Source organism: Leptospira ainazelensis (assembly GCF_016918785.1).
GTDB lineage: Bacteria > Spirochaetota > Leptospiria > Leptospirales > Leptospiraceae > Leptospira > Leptospira ainazelensis.
On the sequence record NZ_JAFFPT010000004.1, the window covers coordinates 111,879 to 137,741 of the forward strand.

The following is a 25,863-nucleotide window of genomic DNA, read 5'->3' on the forward strand; positions in this document are numbered from 1 at the left end:
GCCGCCGTTATTTACGAACCTTTGATTTTTTCGTGAAAGCCGGTTTCACATTAGATTTTTTTTTCAATGTAGAATTTTGAACTACGGCTTCGACGTTCAATAAAGGTGTGATTCCGAACTTATTCTCAAAGCGAAATTGTATCGGTTTAAATCCCTTCTTAGAAGGAATCAGAGACATCGCTCTTTCCGTAAGCGCCGTGATCGAAAGACTCGGGTTCACTCCAAGATTCACAGTTATCATCGAACTATCACAAACCCTCAGATTTTGATAACCGAAGACGCGATTTTCAAAGTCGATCACTCCTTCTTTGGGAGAATCTCCCATGATACAACCGCCCATAATATGACCCGTAATCGGCGCGTTTAATAGAACGTCGTTGATGGAACTTCTCGGAACGCCGCCGGTTTTTTTCGCGATCCTTCTTGCTGTTTCGTTTGCGATGGGAATATAGGCCGGAGTTCTTTCCCCTTCCGTAAGCGTGGAACTCATACTCTTTTCAAAAGGCCAAACAAATCTTCTGGTGCGAACCAAACGAATCTTATTGTCCAAGGTTTGCATCACCAGAAGAATCAAGGATTTTTGAGCGAATCCAAAAGGCCAAGAGGCTTTGAAAAAATATATAGGATTTGTGAATAAAGTAAAAAAGTATTTGAGAGGCCTCGGAAATTTACCGCCGCCGTCCGTAAGAACCGAAGCGATAGTTCCAAAAAAATCGGAGCCTTTCGGATAACGAACCGGTTCCATGTGAGTGTGTTCATCAGGATGAATGGAAGATGTAATCGCTACTCCACGGGAATAATCGACTTCTTTCGTAAAGTTTGTGATCGCCAAAACGGTTTCACTGTTCGTACGAACGTTATCTCCAAGAGCCGGAGAAAGCCTCGTCATCTTTCCTTTTTGTTGCATTCTCAAAAGAAGTCCGACCGTACCCATTACGGCCGCGGAAAGAATTACGTTTTTTGCATAGAATGTTCTTTTTGGAAATCCGAAGAAACCGGTCGTAGATCGTGTTTGAATTTGATAACCGAATTCGCCGGTCGCTAAAGAATCGGCTTTTCCTTGTTCATTGATAGGAATTAGAGATACAACTTTCGTCTCCGGAAAAATTTTCGTCCCCATCTTCTCGGCGAAAAAAAGATAATTCTTATCCAATGTATTCTTAGAATTGAATCTGCAACCGACCATACAACCGCCGCAGTGATTGCAGGAAACCCGATCCGGACCTTCTCCTAAAAAGTAAGGATCCTTCGCAGGCTTACCGGGTTTTTCTCCGAAATAAACTCCAACCGGCGTTGGACGAAAGGTTTCTCCTCTTCCCATCTCTTCCGCAATTTCCTTAAGAATAAAATCCGACTCATACAATTGCGGGTTCTGAGTTACACCGAGCATTTTTGACGCGACCGAATAAAATGGAAGAATCTTATCCTTACCACCTAACTTCTTAAAGGTGGGAGAATTGAGAACTTTTTCCCCCGGAACATAAAGAGTATTTGCATATACAAGACTTCCGCCGCCAACACCCGCGCCGCTCACGAGAAAAAAATCTTTTAAAAGATTCAATCTTTGAATTCCATAAAACCCGATTCTCGGCATCCAGAGATACTTGTTAAGCGACCAATTTGATTTTGGAAAGTCTTCGGATCTCCATCTTTTGCCGGATTCCAAGACGGCGACGGAATATCCTTTCTGGCTCAACCTCATTGCCGACACACTTCCGCCGAAGCCGCTACCTACTATGACGTAGTCGTAATCATAGTGAACATTTGTTCTCTTTTTTTGTTCCATAAGTATTCAGTAATAATCGGATGATTTATAAATTCAAAACTTTTTTTAATTGACTGTCTCATATTTTAAAGCCGTATCATAATTCCTAACGTATTGTCTAAATAAATAGGAGAAGGATATGTCTTCATTGCCTCGTGTTTGTGTGATAGGAGCTGGTTCCAGTGGAATCACGGTTTGTAAAGCTCTCAAAGATAAAGGAATTCCTTTTGATTGTTATGAGGCGGGAAGCGAAGTCGGAGGGAACTGGAGATTCAACAACGACAACAAGATGAGCAATATCTATAAGTCTCTTCATATCAATACTCATAGAGATAGAATGGAATATAGAGACTATCCTATGCCCAAGAGTTACGCCGATTATCCGGGACATCAAAAAATCTTAGAATATTTTATCGATTATGTAAATCATTTCGGACTTCGAAAAAACATTCATTTTAAAAACCCGGTCGTGAACGCGGATTATCAAGACGACGGAACTTGGTTGATCACGACGGGAGATGGAAAACAGAAATTCTACGATGCATTAGTAGTTTCTAACGGACATCACTGGTCGCAGAGATGGCCCGATCCTCCATTTCCGGGCAAGTTTACGGGAAAGATTATCCATTCCCATTCTTATGTAGATCCTGATAATCCGATTAAACTCACGGGGAAAAGAGTAGTAGTTTTAGGAATGGGCAATAGCGCGATGGATATCACCGTCGAACTTTGCAGACCGGGTGTGGCCTCTAAAGTTTTTCTCGCTGCAAGAAGAGGAGCCTACATCATTCCAAATTATCTTTTTGGAAAACCGTTGGATAAATCAACGGAGATGATTCCGGTTCACACTCCGTTCTGGCTTAAGAGTTTTATAATGGGATTGGTTCTACGTTTTGGAGTTGGAAAGGTAGAAGACTTCGGTTTACAAAAACCGGATCACAAACCGGGTGCGGCGCATCCTACGATTTCACAGGATATTCTAGTAAGATTAGGAAGAGGAGACGTAACTCCAAAACCGAACATAGAATCTTACAATGGGAACAAAGTTCGCTTTGTGGATGGAAGTGAAGAAGAAGTCGACGCGGTTATCTACTGCACCGGATACAACGTTAAGTTTCCGTTTTTCGATGAGCACCTAATCGCCGCTAAAGACAATCATTTGCCTTTATTTCATCGTATGATCAAACCTGAGTTTAAGAATCTGTTTTTTGTCGGTTTATACCAACCTTTGGGAGCCATTATGCCTTTGGCGGAATTTCAAGGTAAGTGGATTTCCGAATATCTGACGGGAAATTATCAACTTCCGACCGCCGAAGAAATGAATCAAACGATCGAAAAATACGAGTCACAAAGGAAAAAACGTTATGTGGCATCGACAAGACATACGATGCAAGTCGACTTTGAGGATTTTCTCTACGATATGAAAAGCGAACTCAAAAAAGGAACTCAGAGAGCCAAGAAGAATGGAAACAAAGTTAACGTGGATGCAATCGCCGAACACAAACAAGTTTCTAAAAACGGAGTCGGCTCAAACAAACACGGTGTGAAAAAGAAAACGCGTGTCCTTGCAAAAGTTTGAACGATTTCTTCTTCGATGGATATTAAGACTGCCGGAAGGAATTCTTAGAAGAATTTCCGGCGGTACCGTAAGAAAACGAGGACGGATTTTGGACACAAAACTCCAGATGGCCTTGTATCTTGCTAGAACAAAACCGAGAGTTGAATCTCTCGCCCCGAAAGAAGCGAGGGAATTTTTCAAAACTTCGATGCTTCTATTTGATCTGGAACCGGAAGAACTTTTCCAAGTCGAGAATTTTACGATTCCCGTTTCTAAGGGAAGAATCGGAATCAGACTTTATAGACCAAAGCAGACTTTAATACCTCAACCGGCGCTCGTTTATTTTCACGGCGGCGGATTTGTCATAGGCGATCTCGATTCCCACGATCCTCCTCTGCGATATCTTTCGAAAAAAACCGGAGTGTTGATTCTTTCGGTGGATTATAGGCTCGGACCCGAGCATAAATATCCGACTGCAGTAGAAGATGCTTTTGTCGCTTATCAATGGATTCTTAAAAATGCGAAAGAATTGGGAATTCTTCCCAAAAAAATTGCGGTAGCTGGAGATAGCGCGGGCGGCAATCTCGCGGTCAATATTTCGATTTTATCCAAAAAGAAAAAACTCCAACTTCCATTTTTCCAATTGTTAATCTATCCTTACTTGGATCTCCTTCGAATGAGTGCGAGCCGAAACGAATTCGGTCGCGGTTACGCCCTTACAAACAAGTTATTGGATTACTTTAACTTTCACTATTTAAACGATCCGCTCGATGCTAAAGAAATTGCCGCGTCTCCGATTCTCCAGAAGGAAAAGGCAGAATTTCCAAAAACATATATTCAATTAGCCGGTTTTGATCCGCTCCAAGACGAAGGATTGGAGTTGATCGAGTCTTTGAAAAAGACGAAAATTCCAGTTACATACAGTTTGCATGAGAGTTTAGTGCATGGATATTTTAATTTTGCGGGAGTGATTCCGGAAGCGAAAAGAGCTTTGGACGAACTGGTACTTTTTATCGAAGAAGGATTTCAAATAAAATAAATTCTCATAACGACGGAATAAAAACGTTCTAGAACAAACGGTAAAGATCAAAAGTTTCTCTTGAATTTTTTAAACGGTCCTGAAAGGGTTTGGATTCAAGGCATTTTTTTATGAAATCCAAAATCACATCGATTCAAAAACTTCTTTTTTTCGTTTTCGTTTTTTCTCAATCTCCCCTCAAAGCGGATTCTTCCGGAATCGCTTCCGGTCCGATCGTAGGCTACTCCACTCTCAAAGAAGTTTTGGTCTGGGTTCAGACCGAAAAAAAAGCGTCGGTTATATTAGAATATTCTGAAATTGGAAACTTGAAACAAAAATTTCTTTCGGAAGAAATTCAAACGGTTTCTAAAACCGGGTATATCGCAAAGCTGATCGCCAATCGAGTAAAACCCGGTAAACATTATATCTACAATTTGATCGTAGACGGAAAAAAGATCGAAGCAAAACATCCTCAGAGATTCCAAGCCCAATCCTTTTTTACCGCAGGTCAAAATCCCCCGGACTTTACGTTTGCTTTGGGTAGTTGCGCCTATGTAAACGAGGCCGAATACGACGTCCCTGGAAAACCGTACGGCGGAGATTATTTTATCTACGATTCGATTCTTTCCAAAAAGCCTGATTTTATGCTCTGGCTCGGAGACAATATCTATCTTCGAGAAACGGATTGGGATTCAAAGACTGGGTTCTTACATCGATACAAACATCAAAGGGGAATTCCGGAATTAGGACCTTTATTCGCTTCTCTTCACCACTATGCGATTTGGGACGATCACGATTTCGGTCCGAACGACGGGGATTCTTCCTTTTGGATGAAAGAGACGGCCGAGGAAATGTTCAAACTTCACTGGGGAAATCCGAATTTCGCGAAAGAAGGGATATACGGATCTTTTACGTGGGGAGACTCGCAATTTTTTCTTCTGGACGATCGAACCTTTCGAACAGCTAACAATAATAAGGCGGTTGGACCGAGGCAAATTCTCGGAGAAAAACAATTTCAGTGGTTTGCCAATTCATTGGCATTTTCAAAAGCCACTTTTAAATTCGTCGCGATCGGCGGACAATTTCTCAATCCGAATCCGGTTTATGAAAATTATTCAACCTATCCGGAAGAAAAGAACAAGATTCTTTCCGCAATCAGAGATCTGAAAATAAAAAACGTCATCTTCCTAACCGGCGATAGACATCATACTGAATTGAACCTTCTCAAAGAAGACGGAGTGGAGCCTATCTATGACTTTACGGTTTCACCATTGACTTCCGGAACATATTCGGTAACGGAAAAAAATTCTTTGAGAATCGAAGATACCCTTGTGGAACAAAGAAACTTCGGTCTTATCTCCGTTACTGGAAATAAAGGAGAGCGGAAATTGCTTCTTCAGATATTCGATGTGAAAGGAAAAGAACTTTGGAAAAAAGAAATCATTCCAAATCCTTAATATTATTATGAAACGAACTATGACGATTTTTTTAAGCACTTTTCTTTTTATCTTATTTTTTATTCTCCTGCTCGTTTGGTGGAATCAGGACAAACTGATTTTTTTTCCCGAAAAATTACCAAAAGATTATACGTTTCAGTTTCCCATTCAATTCCAAGAGATTGAACTTTCGACGCCGGACGGAGAAAAAACATATGCACTCTATTTCAAAGCCAATAATAACGACCAAAATAAAACTGTTCTTTATTTTCATGGGAATGCGGGAAGTCTGCGAACCTGGGGAGGAATTTTCGAAGATTTTATTCCCTTAGGCTGGAACGTTTTAATTTCCGATTATAGAGGTTATGGGAAGAATACCGGAAATCTTTCCGAAAGTGCAATGTATGAAGACGGGGCGTTCTGGCTTGATTATACGATCAAAAATTTGAATGTTCCAAAAAATCGAATCGTAGTCTACGGACGATCGATCGGAACGGGCGTTGCGATCGACTTGGTTTCCAAAAATCCGGATCTCAATCTATTTTTAGAAACCCCGTTTACGGATCTGCCTTCCTTGGCGAAAGATTATTATCCATTCTTACGACCCTGGATGTTACGTTTTCAATTCGAGAATTTAAAAAAATTAGAAACGATAGATTCAAAGATTAGAATTTTTCACGGAACCGAAGACGAAATCATTCCTTATCGAAACTCTGAAGTTATATTAGGAAAATTGAAATTGGAAAAAAAGGACGTAATATTATATACGATCCAAGACGGGACTCACAATGATCTAACGGTCTTTCCCGAATATCACCAGGCTTTAAAAAAAAGCCTGGATGAAATCCGATGATCCGTGTTAGAAATATTCCGGGAAAAGAACTTTGAGTTTTTTCACGGTTTCCGGATTTCTTTTTTCCGGAGCCGTGATAATGGAATACTTTGTGCTGTTTTTCAAACTCAAATCGTCTCCGTTCCCGATCACGTCTATAAGTTCGGCGAGTAATTTTTTTGCGGTTTCAGCGTTCTTCGTAAGATTGGCGATTACCATCTCCAACGTTACCGATTCTTCCCCTTCTCTCCAACAGTCGTAATCGGTAGACATACAGATCATTTGGTAAGCTATCTCCGCTTCTCTGGCGAGTTTTGCTTCCGGAAGTACCGTCATATTGATAATATCCGCACCCCAGGAACGATAGAGATGTGATTCCGCTTTCGTGGAAAACAAAGGCCCTTCCATACAAACCAACGTCTTGTTCGTATGAATTCCCAAGCCGATTTTTTTCGCGGTCGTTTCGATTCGTTTGCTCAGATTCGATGAAAATGGTTCCGCAAAAGGAGCGTGCGCTACGACACCGTTCCCGAAGTAAGTCGCGTTTCTAAGTCGAGTTCGATCGATCACCTGGGAAGGTAAAACGAAATCGAGAGGTTTTATTTCTTCTCTTAAACTTCCGACCGAACTGAAAGCAATGATTTCTTCCACGCCTAACTGTTTTAAGGCGCAGATGTTTGCGTGGTTCGGAACTTCGGGAGGCAATAAAAAATGTCCGACTCCATGTCTTGGCAAGAATGCGATGAGCTTTCCTTTGTAGTTACCGATTTTGATTTTATCGGAAGGTTTTCCCCAAGGAGTATCCGGATAGATCTCTTCGATCAATTCCATTCCGTCGAGACTATAAAGTCCCGTTCCTCCGATGATTGCCGCTTTTACATGATGAGACATGAATCCATACTCCTAAACGAAAGTTCTCACATTCTTTAGGGTCAGTTTTGGAAGATGGATCTAAATTGTAAATCGGAAGTGCTTTTTACTCTTCGGAGATTTACGTCGTGCTCAGATTTTTTAATTCCAAAGACTGGTTTCGAATTTTCTCTACTTCGTTTTGCAGTTTGCCGGATTCTTGATTGATCTGGTTGATTTCCTTTTCCAGATTCACCATAGTTTTTACCATTTCTTCCTGTCCGACCATCTGCTCTTTTGTGGATTCGAAAATTTCTCCCGAGAGTTGTTTAACTCGTTCCACTTCCGACACAAAGTCTTGAATAATTCTTCGCTGCTCTTGGTAAAGTTTCCCCATCTCTTCGATCCGATTGACGGTCTCCGAGATTTTTAGTTTTTGACGATTGGTCAAATCACCCGTATCATTCGAAGCCTTGTTTGCTTCCCCGATAAATTCACGAGATTGTTTTACGATTACTGAAATGTTCTTTGCGTTCTCCGAAGTAAATTCTGCGAGCTTACTTACTTCGTTTGCAACCACGGCAAACCCACGACCGGCGGCTCCGGCCCTAGCCGCTTCGATAGAGGCATTAAGCGCGAGCAAATTGGTCTTATCGGCGATTTCGCCCATGATCTGGTTGATCTCATCCACTCTATTAAAAGAATTTGATATGTTTTTCAGGAAGTGTGTGGTCTTTCCGGCCGCTTCGGAAACGTTATCCATATCGACTTTGTTTTCATTTGCGTAAGAACCGAGATCTTTCGAAAACTGAGCGATACTTTCGATGATATCCCCGAGATTTTTGGATTTTAGATTGAGATCCACCAAACTTCGATTTTGCGTTTCTATGGAACCCGACGTGCTTTGAGAAGCGGCGGATAATTCTTCGATGACCGCGTTTACTTCCTCCAAAGAAGCCGCCTGAGATTCCATTTTTTCTCCGGTTGTATTGATAAACTCGGCAAAATTCTGAATCGAAGTTTCCAGACTTTCGGCGGAAACGTGAATCGCTTTTTGATTCGATTCCAATCTTGCGAGAAATCCACGGCTTTCTTCGGAAAGTTTCACCGCTTGATCGGCGAGTTTCATAAAAAGATTCATTAGTTGTGAGAGAATGATCCCGGCGACAAAAACAAAAACTATCTTGATAATTTCAACGCTGGTTGTCAACATTCCGGGTTTGCCCGAAAGATTCGGATCCTCGGACAATTCTACTCCGAAAATAACCGCAACGGTGAGCGCGATAGTCGATCCCAATGCGCCTAAAAATCCGATCAGAATTACGAATCTTTTTTCTCCTAAAAGCCCGGCGTAGATGTTGATATAAAAGTAAATAAAGAAAAGAATTACGTTCTTCATGACGCCGGATGCGACGGTCGGCGAAATCATCGCGTCGAAAATCAGAGTACAACTGAGGATAATCGAGTCGAGTATTACTGAAATCTTATGAACCCATTTTGGTACATCGCCAAACCGATTCCAGATAAAAATCCCGATACAGTAGATCCACATCGCCAAAGTTCCGCTGGAATGAATGATCAGCTGGGTAGGATTAAAAACTTTCATCGCCCCTAAAATCGAGAGCGTAAATAGTATAACGAGGCCGAGGCGGATTCGATTGATGAGGACGGCACCATTCTTTTGAATGAGATCGAGGGAACTTTGGCTCATATCCCTATGAGAAGAATGAAATTTTGCATTTCAAACAGATTCCCATAGAGAAAAGAGTTTTTAAGATTTCAAATATGTTTCAAGAAGACACAAAGTGAAAACGAATATTTCCCTTCTTAACTAACAAACGGCTCAAACGACACTCAGCGCTTTTAGATCCTTTGATTGGGACTTGATACTCAAGACGCCGTCTTGGATCTTGCCCGATTCTCGAGTAATCTCGTTGATCTCTTTTTCGAGAGCAAACATCGCTTTCATCATTTCTTTTTGTCCGACCATCTGCTCGTGAGTAGAATGGAATAACTCGTCGGAAAGAGTTTTTACTTTGCTCAAGTTTCTGGCAAAGTCCTGGACGATTCCGGTACCCTTTTCGTACAGGCGAGTCATTTCTTCGATACTAGAGACCGTTCCGTTGATCTTAAGACTTTGGCCCTCGGTCAAATAGCCTGTATCTCTCGAGGAACGATTGGCTTCTTCGATATATTGAAGTGAATCATGAACAACCTTAGAAATCATCTTTGCATTGGAAGCGGTGAATTCCGCGAGCTTACTTACCTCTTGCGCGACGACCGAAAATCCCCTTCCCGCTGCGCCTGCCCGCGCGGCTTCAATGGAAGCGTTTAGGGAAAGAAGATTTGTTTTATCGGCGATTTCGCCCAAAATACGATTGATCTCATCGACCCTTTGAAAGGAATTCGAAATGTTCTTTAGAAATGTATCAGTTTTTTCCACCGAATTCTTAACGGTCTGCATCTCGATTTTACTTTCGTTTGCATTCATTTCCAAATTTTTAGAAAGTTGCGAAATTTTAGTTATGATCTCAAGAAGAGTTTGCGACTTCTGATTCAGTTCGATCAGGTTTTCGTTCTGAGTTCGGATCGAATCCACATTGTTTTCCGATGATTTAGAAAGAGAAGTGATGACAGCATTGACTTCTTCCAAGGAAGCCGCCTGCGATTCCATCTTAGAACTTGTTAAACTCGTAAACTCCGAAAAATTAGAGACTGAAATTTCCAAAGTTTCAGCGGAAGAATGAATGACCTTTCGATTGTTTTCCAAACGGGAAAGAAAGTCCTTATTCTCTTTGAAATAAGAGGCCGCTTCGCGGTAAAGATTATCAAACAAGTCCATCAATCGATAGAGAATAAAACTGACAGCAAACATAAAAATAATCTTCGTGATTTCGGAACTCAATTTCATAAATCCGGGCGCCGTGTTGATAATATTGTTTTCCGAAAATTGTAGACCGTGAAGGGTCGCGTTGATCAAACCGATCGAATACCCGACCGCACAAAACAAACCCGTTATCAAAACAAATCGCGGACTTCCAAGTAACCCTGAATAAGCGATGATAAAATAATAAACGGAATAAAGAATCGCATTTTTTAGAACTGGAGCTATGATTTCGGCGGAAACCATTCCATCAACCAAAATCGTTCCGCTCAAAAGAAGCGTATCGAATATGACAAAAACTTTATGTACCCACGGACTTACGTTGTATTTCTTATACAAAGCAAAACCGAATAACGTATAAACGCACATAAAACCTGCGGCGAAGCTATGGTTGAGCAAAATCTGAGGATGCAAAGTTTTAATACTCGATGCAAGAGAGAAAAGCATCATGACCATAATGGCTATTCTCGAATAATAGGTAAGGGTTTCTCCCTTCTTGCGGATCGATTCAATGGACTGCTTGGACATAGACCAATCGTCTATAGAAATTCAATTAAGTAAATGAAAAGTACTTGGCAAAAGCCGAAATAGATAACCTTATTATAAGAAGACATGTTTTCATTCCATAAGATCGGTTATTCGTTCGGATCATAAGCAATTCGCTTAAAATCTTGGATTCAACGAATTGGAGAATGGGTGAATGAAAAAACTTTCCGGGTGGAGAGGTGTTGGTGCGTCGGAAACAGACATCACTTTGACTGATTGTCCATCCGGATACAGACCCATCATCTTCTGATTATTTGATCCGTTCCCCAAAGCAATATCCTTTGCGGTTGCAGAATTATAAAAGCTATAATCGGCTAACGCGTCTAATTGTTTCCAGATTCCAAAGAAGTCTAACGTATCCAAGGAACCAAGTCCGATCACGGTATTCTTAATGGGAGTATAATGATCCGCATTGAGGCTATATCCGTTATGGATATCGGAATAAACGACTTGAAAATCCTTCTCGGAAGCGGTTGTACCGATTCGAGTAAAGATATCGATCGCCATTCGATTATCCACCTCGTCGTCGTTATCGTAAATCTGAGCGATCATTTTTGTGGAATTCGTAAACTGTGCGAGTTGGGTGTTGCTGATTGAAAAAGAATACCAAGGCGCTAAAAGAAAAATAAAGGATCCGTTACTTCCCCAACCTTTCTGAATGATTCCTTGATGAGCGAGATACGGAGTCGCGCCCCCTCCATAAGAATGCCCCATATAACCGACTCGAGTCGTATCGATGATACTCGCATACTGCTCGACGGCGAAATTAATTCCGTCCAACATAAATTTATAATTTTCAGTCGGATCCCTTCGATCGGAAATATAAATGGGAAAAACTACCACATATCCTTTGGAAACATAAAAATCGATCAGTGGAAAATAAGCTTCCGCCGATGGAGAACTAAAACCGTGCATAAAGAACAGAACGGGAGCCTTTGTAGTTTGACCCGTTGGATAATATACGCAGACGTTACGAGGAGCGCTTGGGTTTGGCAAAACCCCTACAGAAACGGCGCTCGCACCGCGAGAACCGTATCCTTGAGAAATCGGTGCAATCGGACCGTAATACCCGACTGGGGTGATCGCACAGGTATTGATCAAATACGGATAACTTACAATCAAGATTGTTTCAAAAAGAGGTTCCAGAGTTTCCTCTTGAAAACTCTTTGAATTCTGTTTACAAAAAAGAAGCCCGAAGATAACAAAAATTCCTATCAAACGTTTCATAAACTCTCCGAAAATCTTTTCCTTATGAAAAAACAGATTCTAAGATTCTTTTTAAATTGAAAACGAATTTTAGAAACGGACTCAAGTTCAATTCTTAGAATTAAAACCGAAGTTTAAGCGGAAAGCGAATTCGATTTACTGACTTCCCAGCCGATCATAGCCATTTTCCTCTCGGAGCCCCATCTGTATTCACCGATTCCGCCGGTACTTTTGATTACTCGATGGCAAGGAATCAAATACCCGATCGGATTCTTACCGATTGCGGAGCCCACCGCTCTCGAGGCGTTTTCCTGGTCGATAGAACCTGCGACGCTTGAATAAGAGGACAATTTTCCCTCCGGAATTTTTAGTAAAGATTCCCAAACCTTGATTTGAAAATCAGTTCCTTTCAAATGGAGTTTGATTTTCTCTTTTTGATTCAGCGTATTATCAAAAAAACGAACGACTCTCTCTTGGTTCTCGTCGGTTTTTTGTATCAACTTAGCTTGGCTCCATTGTTCCCGAAGTTCCGAAAGAATTTCTTCTTTGGGAATATCATAAAAGAATAAATTACAAATTCCCTTTTCCGTCGATGCGACCAGGTATTCTCCGAAAATTCCCTTTTGAAAGCTATAACGAATGACGAGTTTTTCTCCTCCGTTTTTGTATTCTCCCGGAGTCATTCCTTCGATCCTGACGAATAAATCGTGAAGCCTGCTCGTACCGGAAAGACCGGTCTCATAGGCAGCGTCGAATAAGGTCGATTGCGGTTTGGAAAGAATCGATTTTGCATTTTGAAGAGTAAGATATTGTAAGAATTGTTTCGGGCTAACTCCGGCCCATTCCGTAAAAAGCCTTTGAAAATGAAACGGGCTTAAGTTTACGGATTTTGCTATTTCTTCCAATTCGGGTTGCGAAGTGGAATTCTCCTGAATGAATTGAATGGCTGTTGCGATTTTTCTGTAGTGATCCATATCAAAAAGAATATATCAAAGTCCTTTTTTTAAAACCCGATCCTTGCTGTTTTTATTTTTTAAAAAGGGTTTTCCGGAGTTTATTTCAATTTTTTTGCGATCAAAAAATAAGGCGATAATTTGTTCCGACAAACTTTATAGGGTCCAAAAATTTCTTGAAACTGACTCTAAGTCCGCTTCGGAATCATTGGAGAAAAAGTCCGCCCTTTTTTAGATTTTCCTTCTCCGCCTCAACGGCTTTCTCTTGGAAAAAGAAGATCAGAAATCCGACATAGGAACGAAGTTATTTAAGAACGTTTCGATTTTAAGAGAAAAACAAAATTCTCCGATTAAGCGTGAATGAATTTTACCAATTGATCGATCCCTTCTTCAAAAAGCGCCGGCCCCGGTTGGAGGATGATCGAAGGATCCAATTCGAAAATTTTTTTATTTCTGACCGCGTTTATATTTTGCCAATCCGGATGAGTTTGGACCCAATCAAAGTTTACCGGTTTTCCACACCAAGAGCCGAGATAAATATCCGGATTTTTTTCTGCGACGTCCTTGGAAGAGATGATTCTTTCCTTCGCCATCGATTTATTTCGCAGATCATCAAAACAATCTTTTCCACCGGCGATTTCAATCAATTCTCCGACCCAAGAAATTCCGGTAATGATCGGTTCGTCCCATTCTTGAAAGAATACGCGCGGCGGTTTTTCCGATCGGTTCTCTTTTTGAATTCTTTCTAACTTTGTTTTCCATCCTTCGATTAGAACTTCGGTCTCCTTAGTTTTCCCCACCATAGAACCGAACAAAAGTATCGTATCCAAAATTTCCGAAATCGTTCTTTGATTTGTGACGAGAACGTTCAATCCTTCCGCGATCAAGTCTTTCGCAAGATTTGCTTGGATATCGGAGAATCCGATCACAAGGTCAGGTTTTAAATCTTTGATCTTCTTTACGTTTCCATTGATAAACGCAGAGACCTTTGGTTTTTCCGCCTTTGCTTTGAGAGGGCGAACCGTATACGCCGAGATTCCGACGATACGATCCTCTTCCCCCAAAAGATAAAGTAGCTCGGTCGTTTCCTCGGTGAGACAGATGATTCTTTTCGGACCGACCAGACTTTTCTCCTCAGCTATGAAATTCTTTCTTATCGTCGATTAACTTCTGTACAACGGAAGGATCGGCGAGCGTAGACGTATCTCCGAGTCCTTCGAATTCCGCAGAAGCGATCTTTCTCAAAATTCTTCTCATGATCTTTCCGGAACGAGTCTTCGGTAAACCTGGCGCCCAATGAATCACATCCGGTCTCGCAATCTTTCCGATCACTTTTTCAACTGTGGCAATGAGTTCCTTTTTGAGTTCATCGTTCGTAACAACACCTTCTTTTACGGTGACATACGCATAAATACCCTGGCCTTTGATATCGTGAGGAAAGCCGACAACCGCGGCTTCTGCGACGGCTCTATTTTCAACGAGCGCGCTTTCCACTTCGGCGCTTCCGATTCTATGACCGGAAACATTGATTACGTCGTCCACTCTTCCCGTGATCCAATAGTAGCCGTCCTTGTCTCTTTTCGCTCCGTCTCCGGTAAAATAATAACCTTTGAACTGAGAAAAATAAGTATCGAAGAATCTTTTGGAATCTCCGTAAACACCTCTCATCATCGAAGGCCAAGGAGCTTTGATACAAAGATTTCCGGAAACTTCTCCTTTTTCGTTGAGTTCTTTTCCATCGTTATCCACAAGAATCGGCTGGACCCCAAAAAACGGCAATGTCGCCGATCCCGGTTTCTGAGGAATCGCTCCCGGTAACGCAGTGATCATAATCGATCCCGTTTCCGTTTGCCACCAAGTATCCACGATCGGACACTTGCTCTTTCCGATATTCTTAAAATACCATTCCCATGCTTCCGGGTTGATCGGTTCTCCAACGGAACCTAATAGACGAAGAGAACTGAGATTTCTTTTTTTGATAGGATCAAGACCTTCTCTCATAAGGGCTCGAATCGCGGTAGGCGCCGTATAAAAAATATTAACTCCGTATTTGTCGATCACGTCCCAGAATCTTCCTGCGTCCGGATAGGAAGGAACTCCTTCAAACATCACGGAAGAAGCCCCGTTGGAAAGAGGCCCGTAAACGAGATAAGAATGTCCCGTCACCCAGCCTATGTCTGCGGTACACCAATACGTATCTTCCGGTTTAATATCGAATACATAATGAAACGTTAAATTCGCTCCGAGAAGATAACCGCCCGTGGTATGTAATACACCCTTCGGCTTTCCGGTAGAACCGGATGTATAAAGAATAAAAAGAGGATCTTCTGCGTCCATCGGTTCGGGCTTGCAGTACTCAGGCAGATCCGGATCGTTTATCAAAAAATGATACCAGTGATCTTGTCCGTCTTTCCAAACAAGTCCCGATTCGTTTCCGGTTCTTCTAACTACGATCACATTCTTAACTTTTTCAGAAGCCGAACTGATCGCAATGTCCACGTTTTTTTTGAGTTCGACAGGCTTTCCTCCGCGATACCCTCCGTCGGCGGTAACGATCAATTTCGGTTTACAATCGTCGATTCTACTCTGAAGGGCCTCCGGTGAAAAACCTCCGAACACAACGGAATGAATCGCACCGATACGGGAACATGCAAGAATTGTAATGGCCAATTCGGGAATCATAGGAAGATAAACCAGAACACGATCGCCCTTTTTTACCCCGTATTTTTTTAGAACGTTTGCGAAACGATTCACTTCTCGATAGAGATCATAATAAGTAAGAACTCTGGATTCCGAAGGACTGTCTCCTTCCCAGATCAAAGCGGCTTTGTTTTTAAGAGGAGTTTCAATAAAACGATCCAAACAATTGTAAGAAACGTTGAGTTTCCCACCCTTGAACCATTCTACCTTTGCGTTTTTAAAATCATGACTGAGAACCTTGGTCCACTTCTTAAACCAAGTAAGTCGGTTCGCTTCTCTTCCCCAAAACTTGTTCGGGTTTTCTATGGATTCTTTATAAAGCGATTTATATTCCTTGAGACTGAGGTTTGCTTTTTTTTTGAAATCTTCTGACGGGGGAACGATCCGTTCTTTTGCCATGACTTCCTCCAGATTCGGTAAAGAATGGTTCTTTTTTTTTCCCTGTCCACCAAATTGCGGAAAACCGACTGAGAAACCTCCTCTCAAAAATTCTTAAGGAGGTCTTCGTTACTTAGGTGGAGCCGGTTCGAATCAAATCTAAGAATTCGGAACGAGTCACCATATTGTCTTTGAACGCGCCCAACATACAAGAAGTGAAAAGTTCCGAGTTTTGTTTTTCAACGCCTCGCATCATCATACAAAGATGTTTCGCTTTGATGACAACGGCGACACCTTGCGGTTCCAAAACGTCTTGGATCGCATAGGCAATTTGTTCCGTAAGTCGTTCCTGTACCTGAAGTCTTCTTGCAAAAACATCCACAATTCTAGGAATTTTACTGATCCCGATGATCTTTTTATTCGGAAGATAGGCGACGTGCGCTCTTCCGTAAAAAGGTAAAAGATGATGTTCGCAGAGAGAATACATTTCGATGTCTCTCACAAGAACCATCCCTTCGGTCGGTTCTTCGAAGATGGCTCCGTTGACGATGGTCGTGATATCGGCGCGGTAACCCGAGGTCAAAAAATCATAGGCCTTTGAAACTCTTTTCGGGGTGTCGCGAAGTCCTTCCCTACTCGGATCTTCGCCTATCGATTTTAGAATTTTTACAACTTCTTCTTCCAATTTAAACTCTCTTCAGTTATATTTCCCAAGATTGGATAAGGGGCCTCTTGTTAGATTCCATTCTGACGAATTCGGTGATTTTTTTTAGAATCCAAAGAGATACATTCCCATTCTCAAAAGTGGCTATAGAATCTTCCATCGGATTTTCATTTTCTTGCGGATTTCCCAGCGCGAGCGATTTTGTCCTTTCATGCGCGTTGAGAATTTTCAGACAAAACGAAAACGGCCCGTAAAGATCGGGTTAGACGCCCGTATGATCGCACATTCCGGCATCGGGATGAGAATTCGAGGGATTCTAAAACACATCGGTCCTTTGGCCGAGAAAGAGAATTTTCAGATCTATCTTTTTGGAAATCGGGAAACGATCCGAAAGGAAGGAATTTCCTGCCACGAATTTACCGGTTTTGAAGAAGAACGGGAACGCTCAAAACTTCCGGCTTTTCGCGGAAAAAAAATCGGTCCCTATTCTTATCCCGTAATTTCTTACGAAGTCACAATCTATTCTTTTCGGGAATTTTTCGGACATCCGTTGATGCAAAAAATGGATCTGCTCGACATTCCTCACTTCAACGCACCTCTTCGTTATCTCTCAAAATCGATCGTTACGATTCACGACATCATTCCTTTTCGAATGAAAGAATTTCATTCGAGCTTCGCAAAAAGAATTTATTTACAAGTCGTCTTTCGATTGATTCGAACATTTTCAAAAAAAGTAGTTTCAGTTTCCCGATATTCGGCGACAGATTTAGAATCCGTTTTCCATTTTTCAAAAGATACGATTCAGGTGATCCCGAACGGAATCGACGAATCCGTTTTTTATCCTGCTTCCTCGGAAGAGAAAAAAAAATTCTTAAAAAAATACGAACTCAAAGAAGGATATCTGCTCAGCGTAGGAATCGGAAAAGGTCATAAGAATTTAGACTTTGTTCTAAACGTCCTGAAATCTTTCTGGGATTCAAAACTTCTAAAAACGAACTGGGTTCTCGGCGGGGCTTCCGGAAAAATTCCGGATTATCTGGAACCGGAAGTTCGAGGTTATGAGAATCAAATTCTTCCTATGAAACGGCTTTCGTTAGAAGAACTTCGATGCCTTTATTCTTCCGCAGGAGTTTTGATTTTTCCTTCTAAATACGAAGGATTCGGATTTCCTCCTTTGGAAGCCCAAGCCTGCGGTTGTCCCGTGTTTTCCTCCAACGCGACGGTAATGCCTGAAATTCTGAACGAGAGCGTTTTATATTTCTCGCCGAACCATCCGGAAGAACTTCGAGTTCTTTTGGATGGATTTCTTAAAAATCCTAAAAGCACAAAAGCATTGATTCCAAAAGGAAAAAAGAATTCTGCAAGATTTTCCTGGAAAGGTTCTGCGGAAAAAACATTAGAAATTTATAAAATACTTTCCTAAGCGGATTTCACGGTATTTTATTTTGAGACGGACTCGAAATCAGTTTTCAAAAATTCTTCATGGTGAATCTACGTTTATCGAAAAAACAATCCTCGCAGTAAATACAAAGAGGAATTCTAAAACTCAATTTCCCTTTTGCTATGTTTTTTTTTGGAAAAGATTTCTTCCTTCCGGGTCTGGATTGTTAAAAAAAGATTTTCCCTTTCCAAGTCGGAATAACGGGACCAGTTGCCGATTTCTTCGATAGTTCGAAAACAACCTTCGCAAAATCCCGTTTCAAAATCCATAGTGCAGATTTTATTACACGGAGAACGGACCACTCATTTGCCTCGAACTTTAGACTTCGTCGTAGCTTTCTTTTTCGCAGGTTTTTTCTTTGACGAAAGATTTACCGTTTCATGACCATTTTTAGAATGATCGACTATCGTTTTCATTTCTTTAAAAAGCGACATCCCGCTGATTCTTCCGGGAACGATAACGTGCGCCGCGCCGCTTTCAACAAGGACGTCCGCTTCTTTAGCGTCGTCCGTAGTAAGGATAATGGAAGGTTGTCTGTGATGACAAATCGTTTTGAGCGATTCCAAAAGTCTTCTGTTGGTAGTACCTTTGAGAATCATATCTGAAATCGTGCAGATCACGTATCTCGCGTCTTCGATTCCTAAATGATGAAGCGTTTCCGGATTTGCAAGATCCCCATACGCCCAACGAATTCCTTTTGCTTCCAAGGCCTGTCTAAAAACGGGATTAAAATCCACGATCAGAATTCGGTTCAACCACTCCGGTTTTTCTCTTTCAATTCCTTCAAGAAGTCCTTGAGCGATTCTAAAATAACCCAAAATGACGATGTCCCGTTTTGGCTGACCCGTTAGATCGGATTCGGTGCGATCCTCGTCTTTTTCTTTCAGACCGATTCCGGCTAACAGACTTAAGATGAATCTAGAAATCGGATCGTTAAAAAGAATGATATAAGTCGAAACTACGGAAGCAAGAATCATCGAAGTAAGAACGGTGGACTCCAATTCTTTGCTGATATGTCCGTAACCCATTCCCAAGGAAAGAATCACGAGCGAGAATTCGCTGATCTGAGCCAGATTCAAACCGGTGACTACGCCCGCTCGCAGACCTTTTCCTGAAAAATAGACCGGAGTCGCAACAGTGATCACTCTGCTCACGATCACAAAAGCCACCGCTATCAAAGAGACGCTGATGATCTGGATCGAAGGAATCGGAATTTTCATCCCAAGAGCAACGAAGAAAAGAGTGATAAAAAAATCTCTAATCCCGGAAAGTTTTGCGATCACGTCCGCACCGTAAGGGAACGCCGCGATACTCACGCCGGCAATCAAGGCGCCCATCTCTTTCGAAAGGCCCGCTTTTTCCGCAAAGCCGCAGAGTAAAAAACACCAAGCAATGGAAGTAATCAAAATGAGTTCGGGTTTGGAAGCCGCAGCTTCGAATAACCTGGAAAGAAAAAATCTACTGATCAAAAAAGCGACGCCAATGAGAACTAAACCGATCCCAAGCGAACTTGCGATTTTAAGAATCTGAGGATCTTGAAGATTTGGCTGAACTCCCATAAAAATGATGGCCCAAATATCTTGGAGAACGAGCACTCCGATCGTAAGCCGACCGGCGATCGTACTTACTTCGAATTTATCATGGAGCAGTTTGACGACGATCATCGTCGAACTGATCGCCAACGCGATTGCAAAATAAAGAAGATCGAATTTTCCGGGAGATCCGGCGAGAATCCCTTTAAAGAAAATTAAACCGAAAAGAACGCAAAAAACGAACTGGCTGATCCCGAGAATGAACATGGATTTTCCCATCCGCGCCAATTCTTTTAAATCGATTTCAAGACCGATGATAAATAACAAAAGTATCAAACCGATCTCGGATATCAATTCGATGCTCTCTTCATTTACGACAAGACCAAAACCCAAATTCGGTCCCAGTAAAAGTCCGCCTGCCACATAACCGAGAATCAACGGTTGTTTTGTAACTCGAGCAATATGGGAAAAAAAAGTAGCGAAGATGATGCTCAACGCGATATCGTTTAAAAGAGAAAGGGAATGATGCTCCATATTTACAGTTCGTCCTAAAATCTAATTTCTTTTTCTAAGGAAACCCGAAACACAAGTTCCAAACAGAGTGAGAGCTCACGAACATTCTTTCTCTGGTTTCTTATAAGCGAACGGCAGAATCTTATAAAAAGCTTCTACTTACTAAACTAAAGAAGAATCCTTTAGTAAAAAACATTTTTTTTGCGGATCTAGTAAAAACTTGAAAACGGGAAGAAACTTTTGTTCAGCATCATAGTTTTAAGAATTTTGTGCTCTCAAAGGAGGACTTTCGCAAAAAAATAAATCAGTTCTTTGAAATTGATAGCAACTCTAGATCGTTTTAAACTGAAAAATCCCCAGGTTCCAAAACGTGGATGTCGGGAAGATTTCGATATTTCCCATCAAAATCAAGACCATAACCCACAACAAATTCATCCGGAATTCTCCAGCCGACGTATTTCACCGGAAATTCAAGGATGTTTTTTCTTTCCTTTAAAAGGAGCGTAACGATCTCAAGACTCGCCGGGTTGCGCGTAAAGATATGCCTCACAAGATACTGCAACGTAAACCCAGTATCCAAAATATCTTCCACGAGAATGATATGACGATCGGAAAGATCGGTATTGATGTCTTTTAATAAATCGATCTTACCGGTGGAAACGGTTCCCGAATACGACCTTGCTTGAACGAAGTCGATCTCAACTGAAAATGGAATCGCCCGCGTGAGATCCGAGAAAAAATAAACCCCACCTTTCAAAACGCAGATAAAAACAGGATTCAGTTTTTTATAATCTTTTGCGATTTCGGAAGCTAACGAGTCGACCTTTTTTAAAATTTCTTCTTGAGAAAACCGCGGATGGAGAATGTCTGAATTTTTTTTGTTCATCCCGGAATCCAGAATCGAATTATTTTTCCGGGAATTTTGCCGAGGTCTTGCCAAGTATTTATCTCGGCTTGTATACTCAAAAATCCGGAAGTCGGAAACTTAAAAAGAATCGATTCCGAAAGAGATAGGTCTTCACTTCCTCGGATCAAACGATTTGCAATTTCTTCGATTCCTGGATTATGACCCAACAATGCCACACTCTCAAACTTAGAATTCGATTCTCTAAGCGTTACTAAAATATCTTCACTATCGGATTCGTACAATTTTTCCGTTACTTTGGTCTCGGAAGAGACTTCCTTATTTTTAGTAAGAATTTTATAAGTATCCAATGTCCTTTTAGAATCGGAAATTAAAAATAAATCCGTTTTGAATTCAATTCTCTCCAAATACTTTCGAAGAGATCGAGCGTTTTTCTTTCCTCTGTCCGACAAGGGCCTTTCTCGATCCGACTTAAATTCGGATTCCCAATCTGATTTCGCGTGTCTGATTAAATGAATTTGTTTCAACAAACTTTGTCTCTCGTTTTGCGCTTCTCCGGTCAACTTTAAATTCATTGACAAGAGTTAAAAGATCTCTTTAATTATGGTGCTATGAAAAAGGTCTTCGCGTTAGCAGGAACTGCTTTGCTCATTCTTATGCCTACTTTGTTAGGCGCACAATTAGCAGGTCCTCCGGACGAAGAAAGAGCGAAAAAAGACGTTCAAATTCAATGGTCTAAAAAACACGTTGGCGATAAAATCCAATCGATCGAAAGTAATGGCGAACCCGTTCTAATAGAAAAAGAAGAACCCAAATCCAACGCCGATATACTTTACAAATTTCCATTTTTAGTTACTGCAAAACGCAAAGACGGAAGTATTACACGAACGGAAGTGGGTGCGAATTATATTTTTGTCCGTACAAAGGGTTGGCTCTTTTCAGAACTAGGATTCGGTAAGAATATAGTTTTATCCGATCCAGGAAAAGAGTCACCCGATAAAGAAACCGCTCTCAAGTTAATCGAGGAAGGTCTTTTGCTGGAACGTTGGAAGGGAAAAACGATAGAGAATTTAAAAATTGGGGAACCGATATCCGGCAGTGATTTAGAAGTTCATTGGTTTCGTTATTCGGGAGACTACGAAGTATTGGCCGATAATAACCTTCGTTATTCGTGTACAAATCTTATAGTTCGTCTTTTCAAAGACGATTCCGCCAGCGAATGGAAGTTGGATTGGAAAGAAAAGGGAATTTGTAGACAGACGACCGCGACTTCCAACGATTCTCCCTGAGCGTAAAATATTCCGATATCATCACGCTCAAAGAGAATTCTTATTCTTATCGATTGTTCTTGTTGTTTGAATCCGGCTTACGAAGATTTTTATCTTTGAGACTTTCAAAATTTGATTTTTTCAATCGATCGGAAAATCGAATCGAACTAATTTTTCCCGCCCTCAGATCTTTCAAAGTATTCTGAATCGAACTTCCGATTCCGCTATGATTTTCATATTGTTTAAGAAAACTTTCGGTGCTCGTTTTATCTAAAGAATAATATGATTTTCCGTAAGCAAATACCGCAGCGTTCCGAACCGTTGGATGTGAATTTTCATTCGCGATGGTCGACTCTAAATAACTCTTCGCGGAATTTCCGCCGAAGTCGGCGATCAAATCGTTGATTTGTGAAAGCGCATAAACCCTCATTCCCGGTTCTTTAGAGATCGCAATCAAGTATTCTTGCGGATTCGGGTTGATCGAATAAATTTCTTTGACCAGCGATTCTCGATCGATATGACCGGTTTGAAGAGCTACGGATTTTATCTTTTCGTATTGATCTCCGTTCAAAGGTTCGGCTTGGATCGCGGAAGAAACCCAAAATAAAACGATCAGGCCGGTTGTAAAAACTCGCCCCATTCTAAACTTCATTTGATTCTTTTTTGTCTTCATATTAGTAAACCAATGGATGCGATCGTAGCACCCAACCTTGTTCTCCGGTCAATTGTGTTTGATTGATGGTTGGATTCCCCGCATAAAACATGAGGTTGAGTCCCCCGCTATTATAAAAACCGGTCCCTAAACATTCGCCCAAACCGACGAGATTGTTACCGTTTTGATCCTGACATTCCGGTGTTTCCGGCAAAGGATCCAGAGAATAACGTCCTCTGATTACGTCTTTTTCTACCGGATGATAAAGCCCTAAGAAATGGGCGCCCTCATGTGCGATTGTTTTTGCCAAAAAAATCTGATCCGCAGAACAAGTGAGGTCAGAGCCGATCCCTCCGCATCCGGTCGCCGTTCTATGATTCTCGATAAAAACGATCATACCGGATTTAGGAGTTCCAGCGATCGGAATTCCCGGAATTCCGGAAGAGATTCCTAAAATTCCCGCAGGTGCGCTGCTCGAAACCGTGTAACCCCTTGTTATATAAATATTCAAAGAATTTGGATCCTGAACTCCGGCAGGATTTGTTTTGTACAATGTTCCCAAAGAACCCGCGACATCTCCGAAATCGTCGGATAAATTCGCAACGGTAAGAAAATTTGCTTCCGCACCCGCTGCAACAGAGGCGGTGACTGTAACGTCTATCTTTACTGTGTCCTGAGCGTAGATCTCTTTTAAAGTTTGTATCATCGTCGCCATTCCAACCGTTGTCGGCGTTGTTACCGCGTTCGGAACAAAAATCAAATTGATATGCAACTTCTTTCGCGACTGCCAAACCTTTGCCAAACCGGAAGCCGAACTTCCGAAAATTCCGTTCGGCTCTGCGCGAAATTTATATTCTTCGCAGGTATGGGGAGTGTTGTTTGTAACTCTTCGAGTCGGAATGGATGGGCTTGGCACACTCGGCAGAATAAAGTCCACGCCCAAAATGTTACTTACGAAATTATTATAACCCGCACTCGGCGCATAGTAGCTCGAAGTCGCTCCGATCGGAAAAGCCGTAGTTACCGAGCGAGACCCGGCGGCTTCACTTTTACCATTATCCTGAATCAAATTGCCTGCGGCGTTTTCCCAAAGAGGATAGATAAATCGATTGGCGTTGGATGCAAATGTATGGTTTTGTTCGGTATACACGATTCCAACAGGATTACTTTTACCTAAACCTGGAAAATTTACCGTTCCCGTAAGATATGCGGTTCCGCCGTCCGCATACGCGTTACTTTCAGTTAATAAAACTTGACTCAGTGTGGAAGTGGAAACGCTGAAATTCGGAGCAGCTCCGGAAGTCCTTTCATTTTCTGCGGGCTCGCAACGATAGAGAGATTCGTTATACATGTATATACCGAGCAAAAGATTTAGATTTTCAGATGTTTTATCTTTGTCTTTTTGAATTGGACAACCCCAAAAGAACCAACATAGAATCAAAACTGGGACGAAAGTTTTTCTCAACATATCACTAATTTCCTAATGCTTCTTTTAGAGAGCGAACCTATTACAATTTAATAAGATGAATTTCTTTTTTTAATTCCAAGTTCCGGGAAAAATTTTTCTCTTTCAGGGAACCATCGTCAATTTTTTGGGACCCAACCGAGTTCTTTTTCCTTTCCCACTATCTGAGAAATGGAATCGAGTTGATTCTTTTTCAAAAATCGATCTAAGAATTCAAGAATACGCAAAGGTAAAAACGGACCCTGATAGATATAACCGGTATAAATTTGAACTAGGTCAGCTCCCGCTAGAATTTTTTCCAACGCCGTTTCTCCGGAATCGATACCGCCGACTCCGATGATCGGAATTCTTCCCTTCAATAGATTATACGCAACGCGGATAAATTCGGTCGCTTTTTTTCTCAATGGCTTCCCCGAAAGTCCACCTTCTTTTTCAACATTCGGATATTTGGAAAGAACCGATTTATCGATCGTTGTGTTCGTAAGAATCACTCCGTTTAGTTTTAAACTCAAAGAAGTTTCTAATAAGGCTTCCAGATCCTTCTGTTCCATATCGGGAGCAAACTTCACAAAGATGGGAATTCTAAAATCCTTTCCAAGTCCGGAACGAATCCCTTCGATCAAGGAAACAAAATTCTCCTGTTTCTGAAAATTTCTGAGTCCGGGGGTATTGGGAGAACTGATATTGATCACCGTATAATCTGCGTAAGGCGCCAAACGTTTCAAAGTATAAATATAATCTTCGACGGCCTTGTCTTCCGGAACGATTTTAGTTTTTCCGGCGTTGATACCGCGAATTTTTCCTTTTGTCTGTTTGGAAAGAATTTTGAACGCAAGATCCGCACCCGGGTTATTAAAACCCATACGATTGATGAGAGCCTGGTCTTCCGGATATCGAAAGATTCTGGGTTTCGGATTTCCCGGTTGGGCTTGTCCGGTAATCGTTCCAACTTCGACGTGACCAAAACCCATTCTACTCAAAAAAGGATATAACTCGCCCGTTTTATCGAAACCCGCGCCCATTCCCAGCGGATTATCAAATTCTAACCCTGCTACAGTTGTTCTCAATCGATCGCTTCGATACGAGGTCGTCGATTCCACAATGGAAAGAAATCCGGGAATTTTTCGACTTGCGCCGAGAAGAGTTTTTGCGAATTCGTGTGCGGTCTCCGGATCTAAGCGGGGAAAATAGTTTCAGAGATGATTTCTTCTTCACTGAGACACGGCGTTTATAAGGCTTTTCTAAAACCTCTTTTTCTTTCCTTAGATCCGGAGACCGCACACGAATTCGCAAAAACTCTTCTCGGCGCAAGTCGAAAAATTCCCGGATTTCTTTCCA

Annotated in this window: 21 protein-coding genes and 2 pseudogenes; 7 read left to right on the plus strand and 16 right to left on the minus strand. The window is 41.5% G+C overall.

The window, feature by feature from the left end; genetic code table 11:
* Positions 1–7 precede the first annotated feature (7 nt).
* Positions 8–1,786, minus strand: a complete 1,779-nt coding sequence (locus JWG44_RS00970; protein WP_205273095.1) for a GMC family oxidoreductase — start codon at positions 1,784–1,786, stop codon at positions 8–10.
* A gap of 118 nt (positions 1,787–1,904) precedes the next feature.
* On the opposite strand from JWG44_RS00970, the gene JWG44_RS00975 reads away from it, so the two are divergent.
* The 4 genes from JWG44_RS00975 to JWG44_RS00990 all read left to right on the plus strand — a co-directional run bounded on the left by JWG44_RS00975 (position 1,905) and on the right by JWG44_RS00990 (position 6,630).
* Positions 1,905–3,344, plus strand: a complete 1,440-nt coding sequence (locus tag JWG44_RS00975; protein WP_205273096.1) for a flavin-containing monooxygenase — start codon at positions 1,905–1,907, stop codon at positions 3,342–3,344.
* On the plus strand, positions 3,325–4,362 hold the full coding sequence (locus JWG44_RS00980; RefSeq protein WP_205273097.1) for an alpha/beta hydrolase: 1,038 nt from the start codon (positions 3,325–3,327) through the stop codon (positions 4,360–4,362). The genes JWG44_RS00975 and JWG44_RS00980 overlap by 20 nt, the downstream gene beginning before the upstream one ends.
* A 110-nt stretch (positions 4,363–4,472) precedes the next feature.
* Positions 4,473–5,798 (plus strand): alkaline phosphatase D family protein, encoded by a 1,326-nt coding sequence (locus JWG44_RS00985; protein WP_205273098.1) that lies wholly within the window; start codon positions 4,473–4,475, stop codon positions 5,796–5,798.
* A gap of 7 nt (positions 5,799–5,805) precedes the next feature.
* Positions 5,806–6,630 carry an alpha/beta hydrolase gene (locus JWG44_RS00990; RefSeq protein ID WP_205273099.1) on the plus strand — a complete coding sequence of 275 codons (825 nt, stop codon included), beginning with the start codon at positions 5,806–5,808 and terminating at the stop codon, positions 6,628–6,630.
* 6 nt (positions 6,631–6,636) lie between these two features.
* Here the strand turns inward: JWG44_RS00990 and mtnP are convergent, their stop codons facing one another.
* The 8 genes from mtnP to folE all read right to left on the minus strand — a co-directional run bounded on the left by mtnP (position 6,637) and on the right by folE (position 16,810).
* Positions 6,637–7,500, minus strand: coding sequence for an S-methyl-5'-thioadenosine phosphorylase (gene mtnP / locus JWG44_RS00995; RefSeq protein WP_205273100.1), 864 nt, complete (start codon positions 7,498–7,500; stop codon positions 6,637–6,639).
* Positions 7,501–7,600: 100 nt separating this feature from the next.
* A complete protein-coding gene (locus JWG44_RS01000; protein ID WP_205273101.1) occupies positions 7,601–9,169 on the minus strand; it encodes a methyl-accepting chemotaxis protein in 1,569 nt (522 codons plus the stop codon).
* A gap of 132 nt (positions 9,170–9,301) precedes the next feature.
* Positions 9,302–10,870: a methyl-accepting chemotaxis protein gene (locus JWG44_RS01005; protein WP_205273102.1), complete on the minus strand. Its 1,569-nt coding sequence runs from the start codon at positions 10,868–10,870 to the stop codon at positions 9,302–9,304.
* 135 nt (positions 10,871–11,005) lie between these two features.
* Entirely contained in the window at positions 11,006–12,115 is a 1,110-nt protein-coding gene (locus tag JWG44_RS01010; RefSeq protein ID WP_205273103.1) for an alpha/beta hydrolase, read from the minus strand.
* Between the two features lie 113 nt (positions 12,116–12,228).
* Positions 12,229–13,068 (minus strand): bifunctional helix-turn-helix domain-containing protein/methylated-DNA--[protein]-cysteine S-methyltransferase, encoded by an 840-nt coding sequence (locus JWG44_RS01015; RefSeq protein ID WP_205273104.1) that lies wholly within the window; start codon positions 13,066–13,068, stop codon positions 12,229–12,231.
* 329 nt (positions 13,069–13,397) lie between these two features.
* A complete protein-coding gene (locus JWG44_RS01020) occupies positions 13,398–14,204 on the minus strand; it encodes a cobalamin-binding protein (RefSeq protein WP_205273122.1) in 807 nt (268 codons plus the stop codon).
* Positions 14,182–16,146: an acetate--CoA ligase gene (gene acs, locus JWG44_RS01025; RefSeq protein WP_205273105.1), complete on the minus strand. Its 1,965-nt coding sequence runs from the start codon at positions 16,144–16,146 to the stop codon at positions 14,182–14,184. Before acs ends, JWG44_RS01020 begins: the two co-directional genes overlap by 23 nt.
* A gap of 112 nt (positions 16,147–16,258) precedes the next feature.
* Positions 16,259–16,810, minus strand: coding sequence for a GTP cyclohydrolase I FolE (gene folE, locus JWG44_RS01030; RefSeq protein WP_205273106.1), 552 nt, complete (start codon positions 16,808–16,810; stop codon positions 16,259–16,261).
* A 190-nt stretch (positions 16,811–17,000) separates the two neighbouring features.
* On the opposite strand from folE, the gene JWG44_RS01035 reads away from it, so the two are divergent.
* The gene (locus tag JWG44_RS01035) at positions 17,001–18,212 is read left to right on the plus strand and encodes a glycosyltransferase family 4 protein (protein ID WP_205273107.1); all 1,212 of its coding nucleotides are present in this window, start codon (positions 17,001–17,003) and stop codon (positions 18,210–18,212) included.
* Between the two features lie 116 nt (positions 18,213–18,328).
* Here JWG44_RS01035 and JWG44_RS01040 read toward each other — a convergent pair whose 3' ends face one another.
* The 4 genes from JWG44_RS01040 to JWG44_RS01055 all read right to left on the minus strand — a co-directional run bounded on the left by JWG44_RS01040 (position 18,329) and on the right by JWG44_RS01055 (position 21,703).
* Positions 18,329–18,532 (minus strand): DUF1289 domain-containing protein, encoded by a 204-nt coding sequence (locus JWG44_RS01040; protein ID WP_205273108.1) that lies wholly within the window; start codon positions 18,530–18,532, stop codon positions 18,329–18,331.
* Complete coding sequence (locus JWG44_RS01045; RefSeq protein WP_205273109.1) at positions 18,533–20,296, minus strand: cation:proton antiporter; 1,764 nt, start codon at positions 20,294–20,296, stop codon at positions 18,533–18,535.
* A 319-nt stretch (positions 20,297–20,615) separates the two neighbouring features.
* Positions 20,616–21,161 carry a hypoxanthine phosphoribosyltransferase gene (gene hpt / locus JWG44_RS01050; RefSeq protein ID WP_205273110.1) on the minus strand — a complete coding sequence of 182 codons (546 nt, stop codon included), beginning with the start codon at positions 21,159–21,161 and terminating at the stop codon, positions 20,616–20,618.
* Complete coding sequence (locus JWG44_RS01055) at positions 21,158–21,703, minus strand: SixA phosphatase family protein (RefSeq protein WP_205273123.1); 546 nt, start codon at positions 21,701–21,703, stop codon at positions 21,158–21,160. The genes hpt and JWG44_RS01055 overlap by 4 nt, the downstream gene beginning before the upstream one ends.
* 48 nt (positions 21,704–21,751) lie before the next feature.
* Between JWG44_RS01055 and JWG44_RS01060 the strand changes: the two genes are divergently transcribed.
* Positions 21,752–22,429, plus strand: a complete 678-nt coding sequence (locus JWG44_RS01060) for a hypothetical protein (RefSeq protein ID WP_205273111.1) — start codon at positions 21,752–21,754, stop codon at positions 22,427–22,429.
* Between the two features lie 46 nt (positions 22,430–22,475).
* On the opposite strand, the gene JWG44_RS01065 is transcribed toward JWG44_RS01060, so the two are convergent.
* The 3 genes and pseudogenes from JWG44_RS01065 to JWG44_RS01075 form a co-directional block, all read right to left on the minus strand.
* Positions 22,476–23,060, minus strand: coding sequence for a hypothetical protein (locus tag JWG44_RS01065; protein ID WP_205273124.1), 585 nt, complete (start codon positions 23,058–23,060; stop codon positions 22,476–22,478).
* A 22-nt stretch (positions 23,061–23,082) separates the two neighbouring features.
* Positions 23,083–24,528, minus strand: a complete 1,446-nt coding sequence (locus JWG44_RS01070; protein ID WP_205273112.1) for a M43 family metalopeptidase leptolysin — start codon at positions 24,526–24,528, stop codon at positions 23,083–23,085.
* Positions 24,529–24,644: 116 nt separating this feature from the next.
* Positions 24,645–25,715: pseudogene (locus JWG44_RS01075) on the minus strand (quinone-dependent dihydroorotate dehydrogenase); the annotation flags it as partial.
* 9 nt (positions 25,716–25,724) lie between these two features.
* Here JWG44_RS01075 and JWG44_RS01080 point away from each other — a divergent pair.
* Positions 25,725–25,863 (plus strand): annotated as a pseudogene (locus JWG44_RS01080) (quinone-dependent dihydroorotate dehydrogenase); the annotation flags it as partial.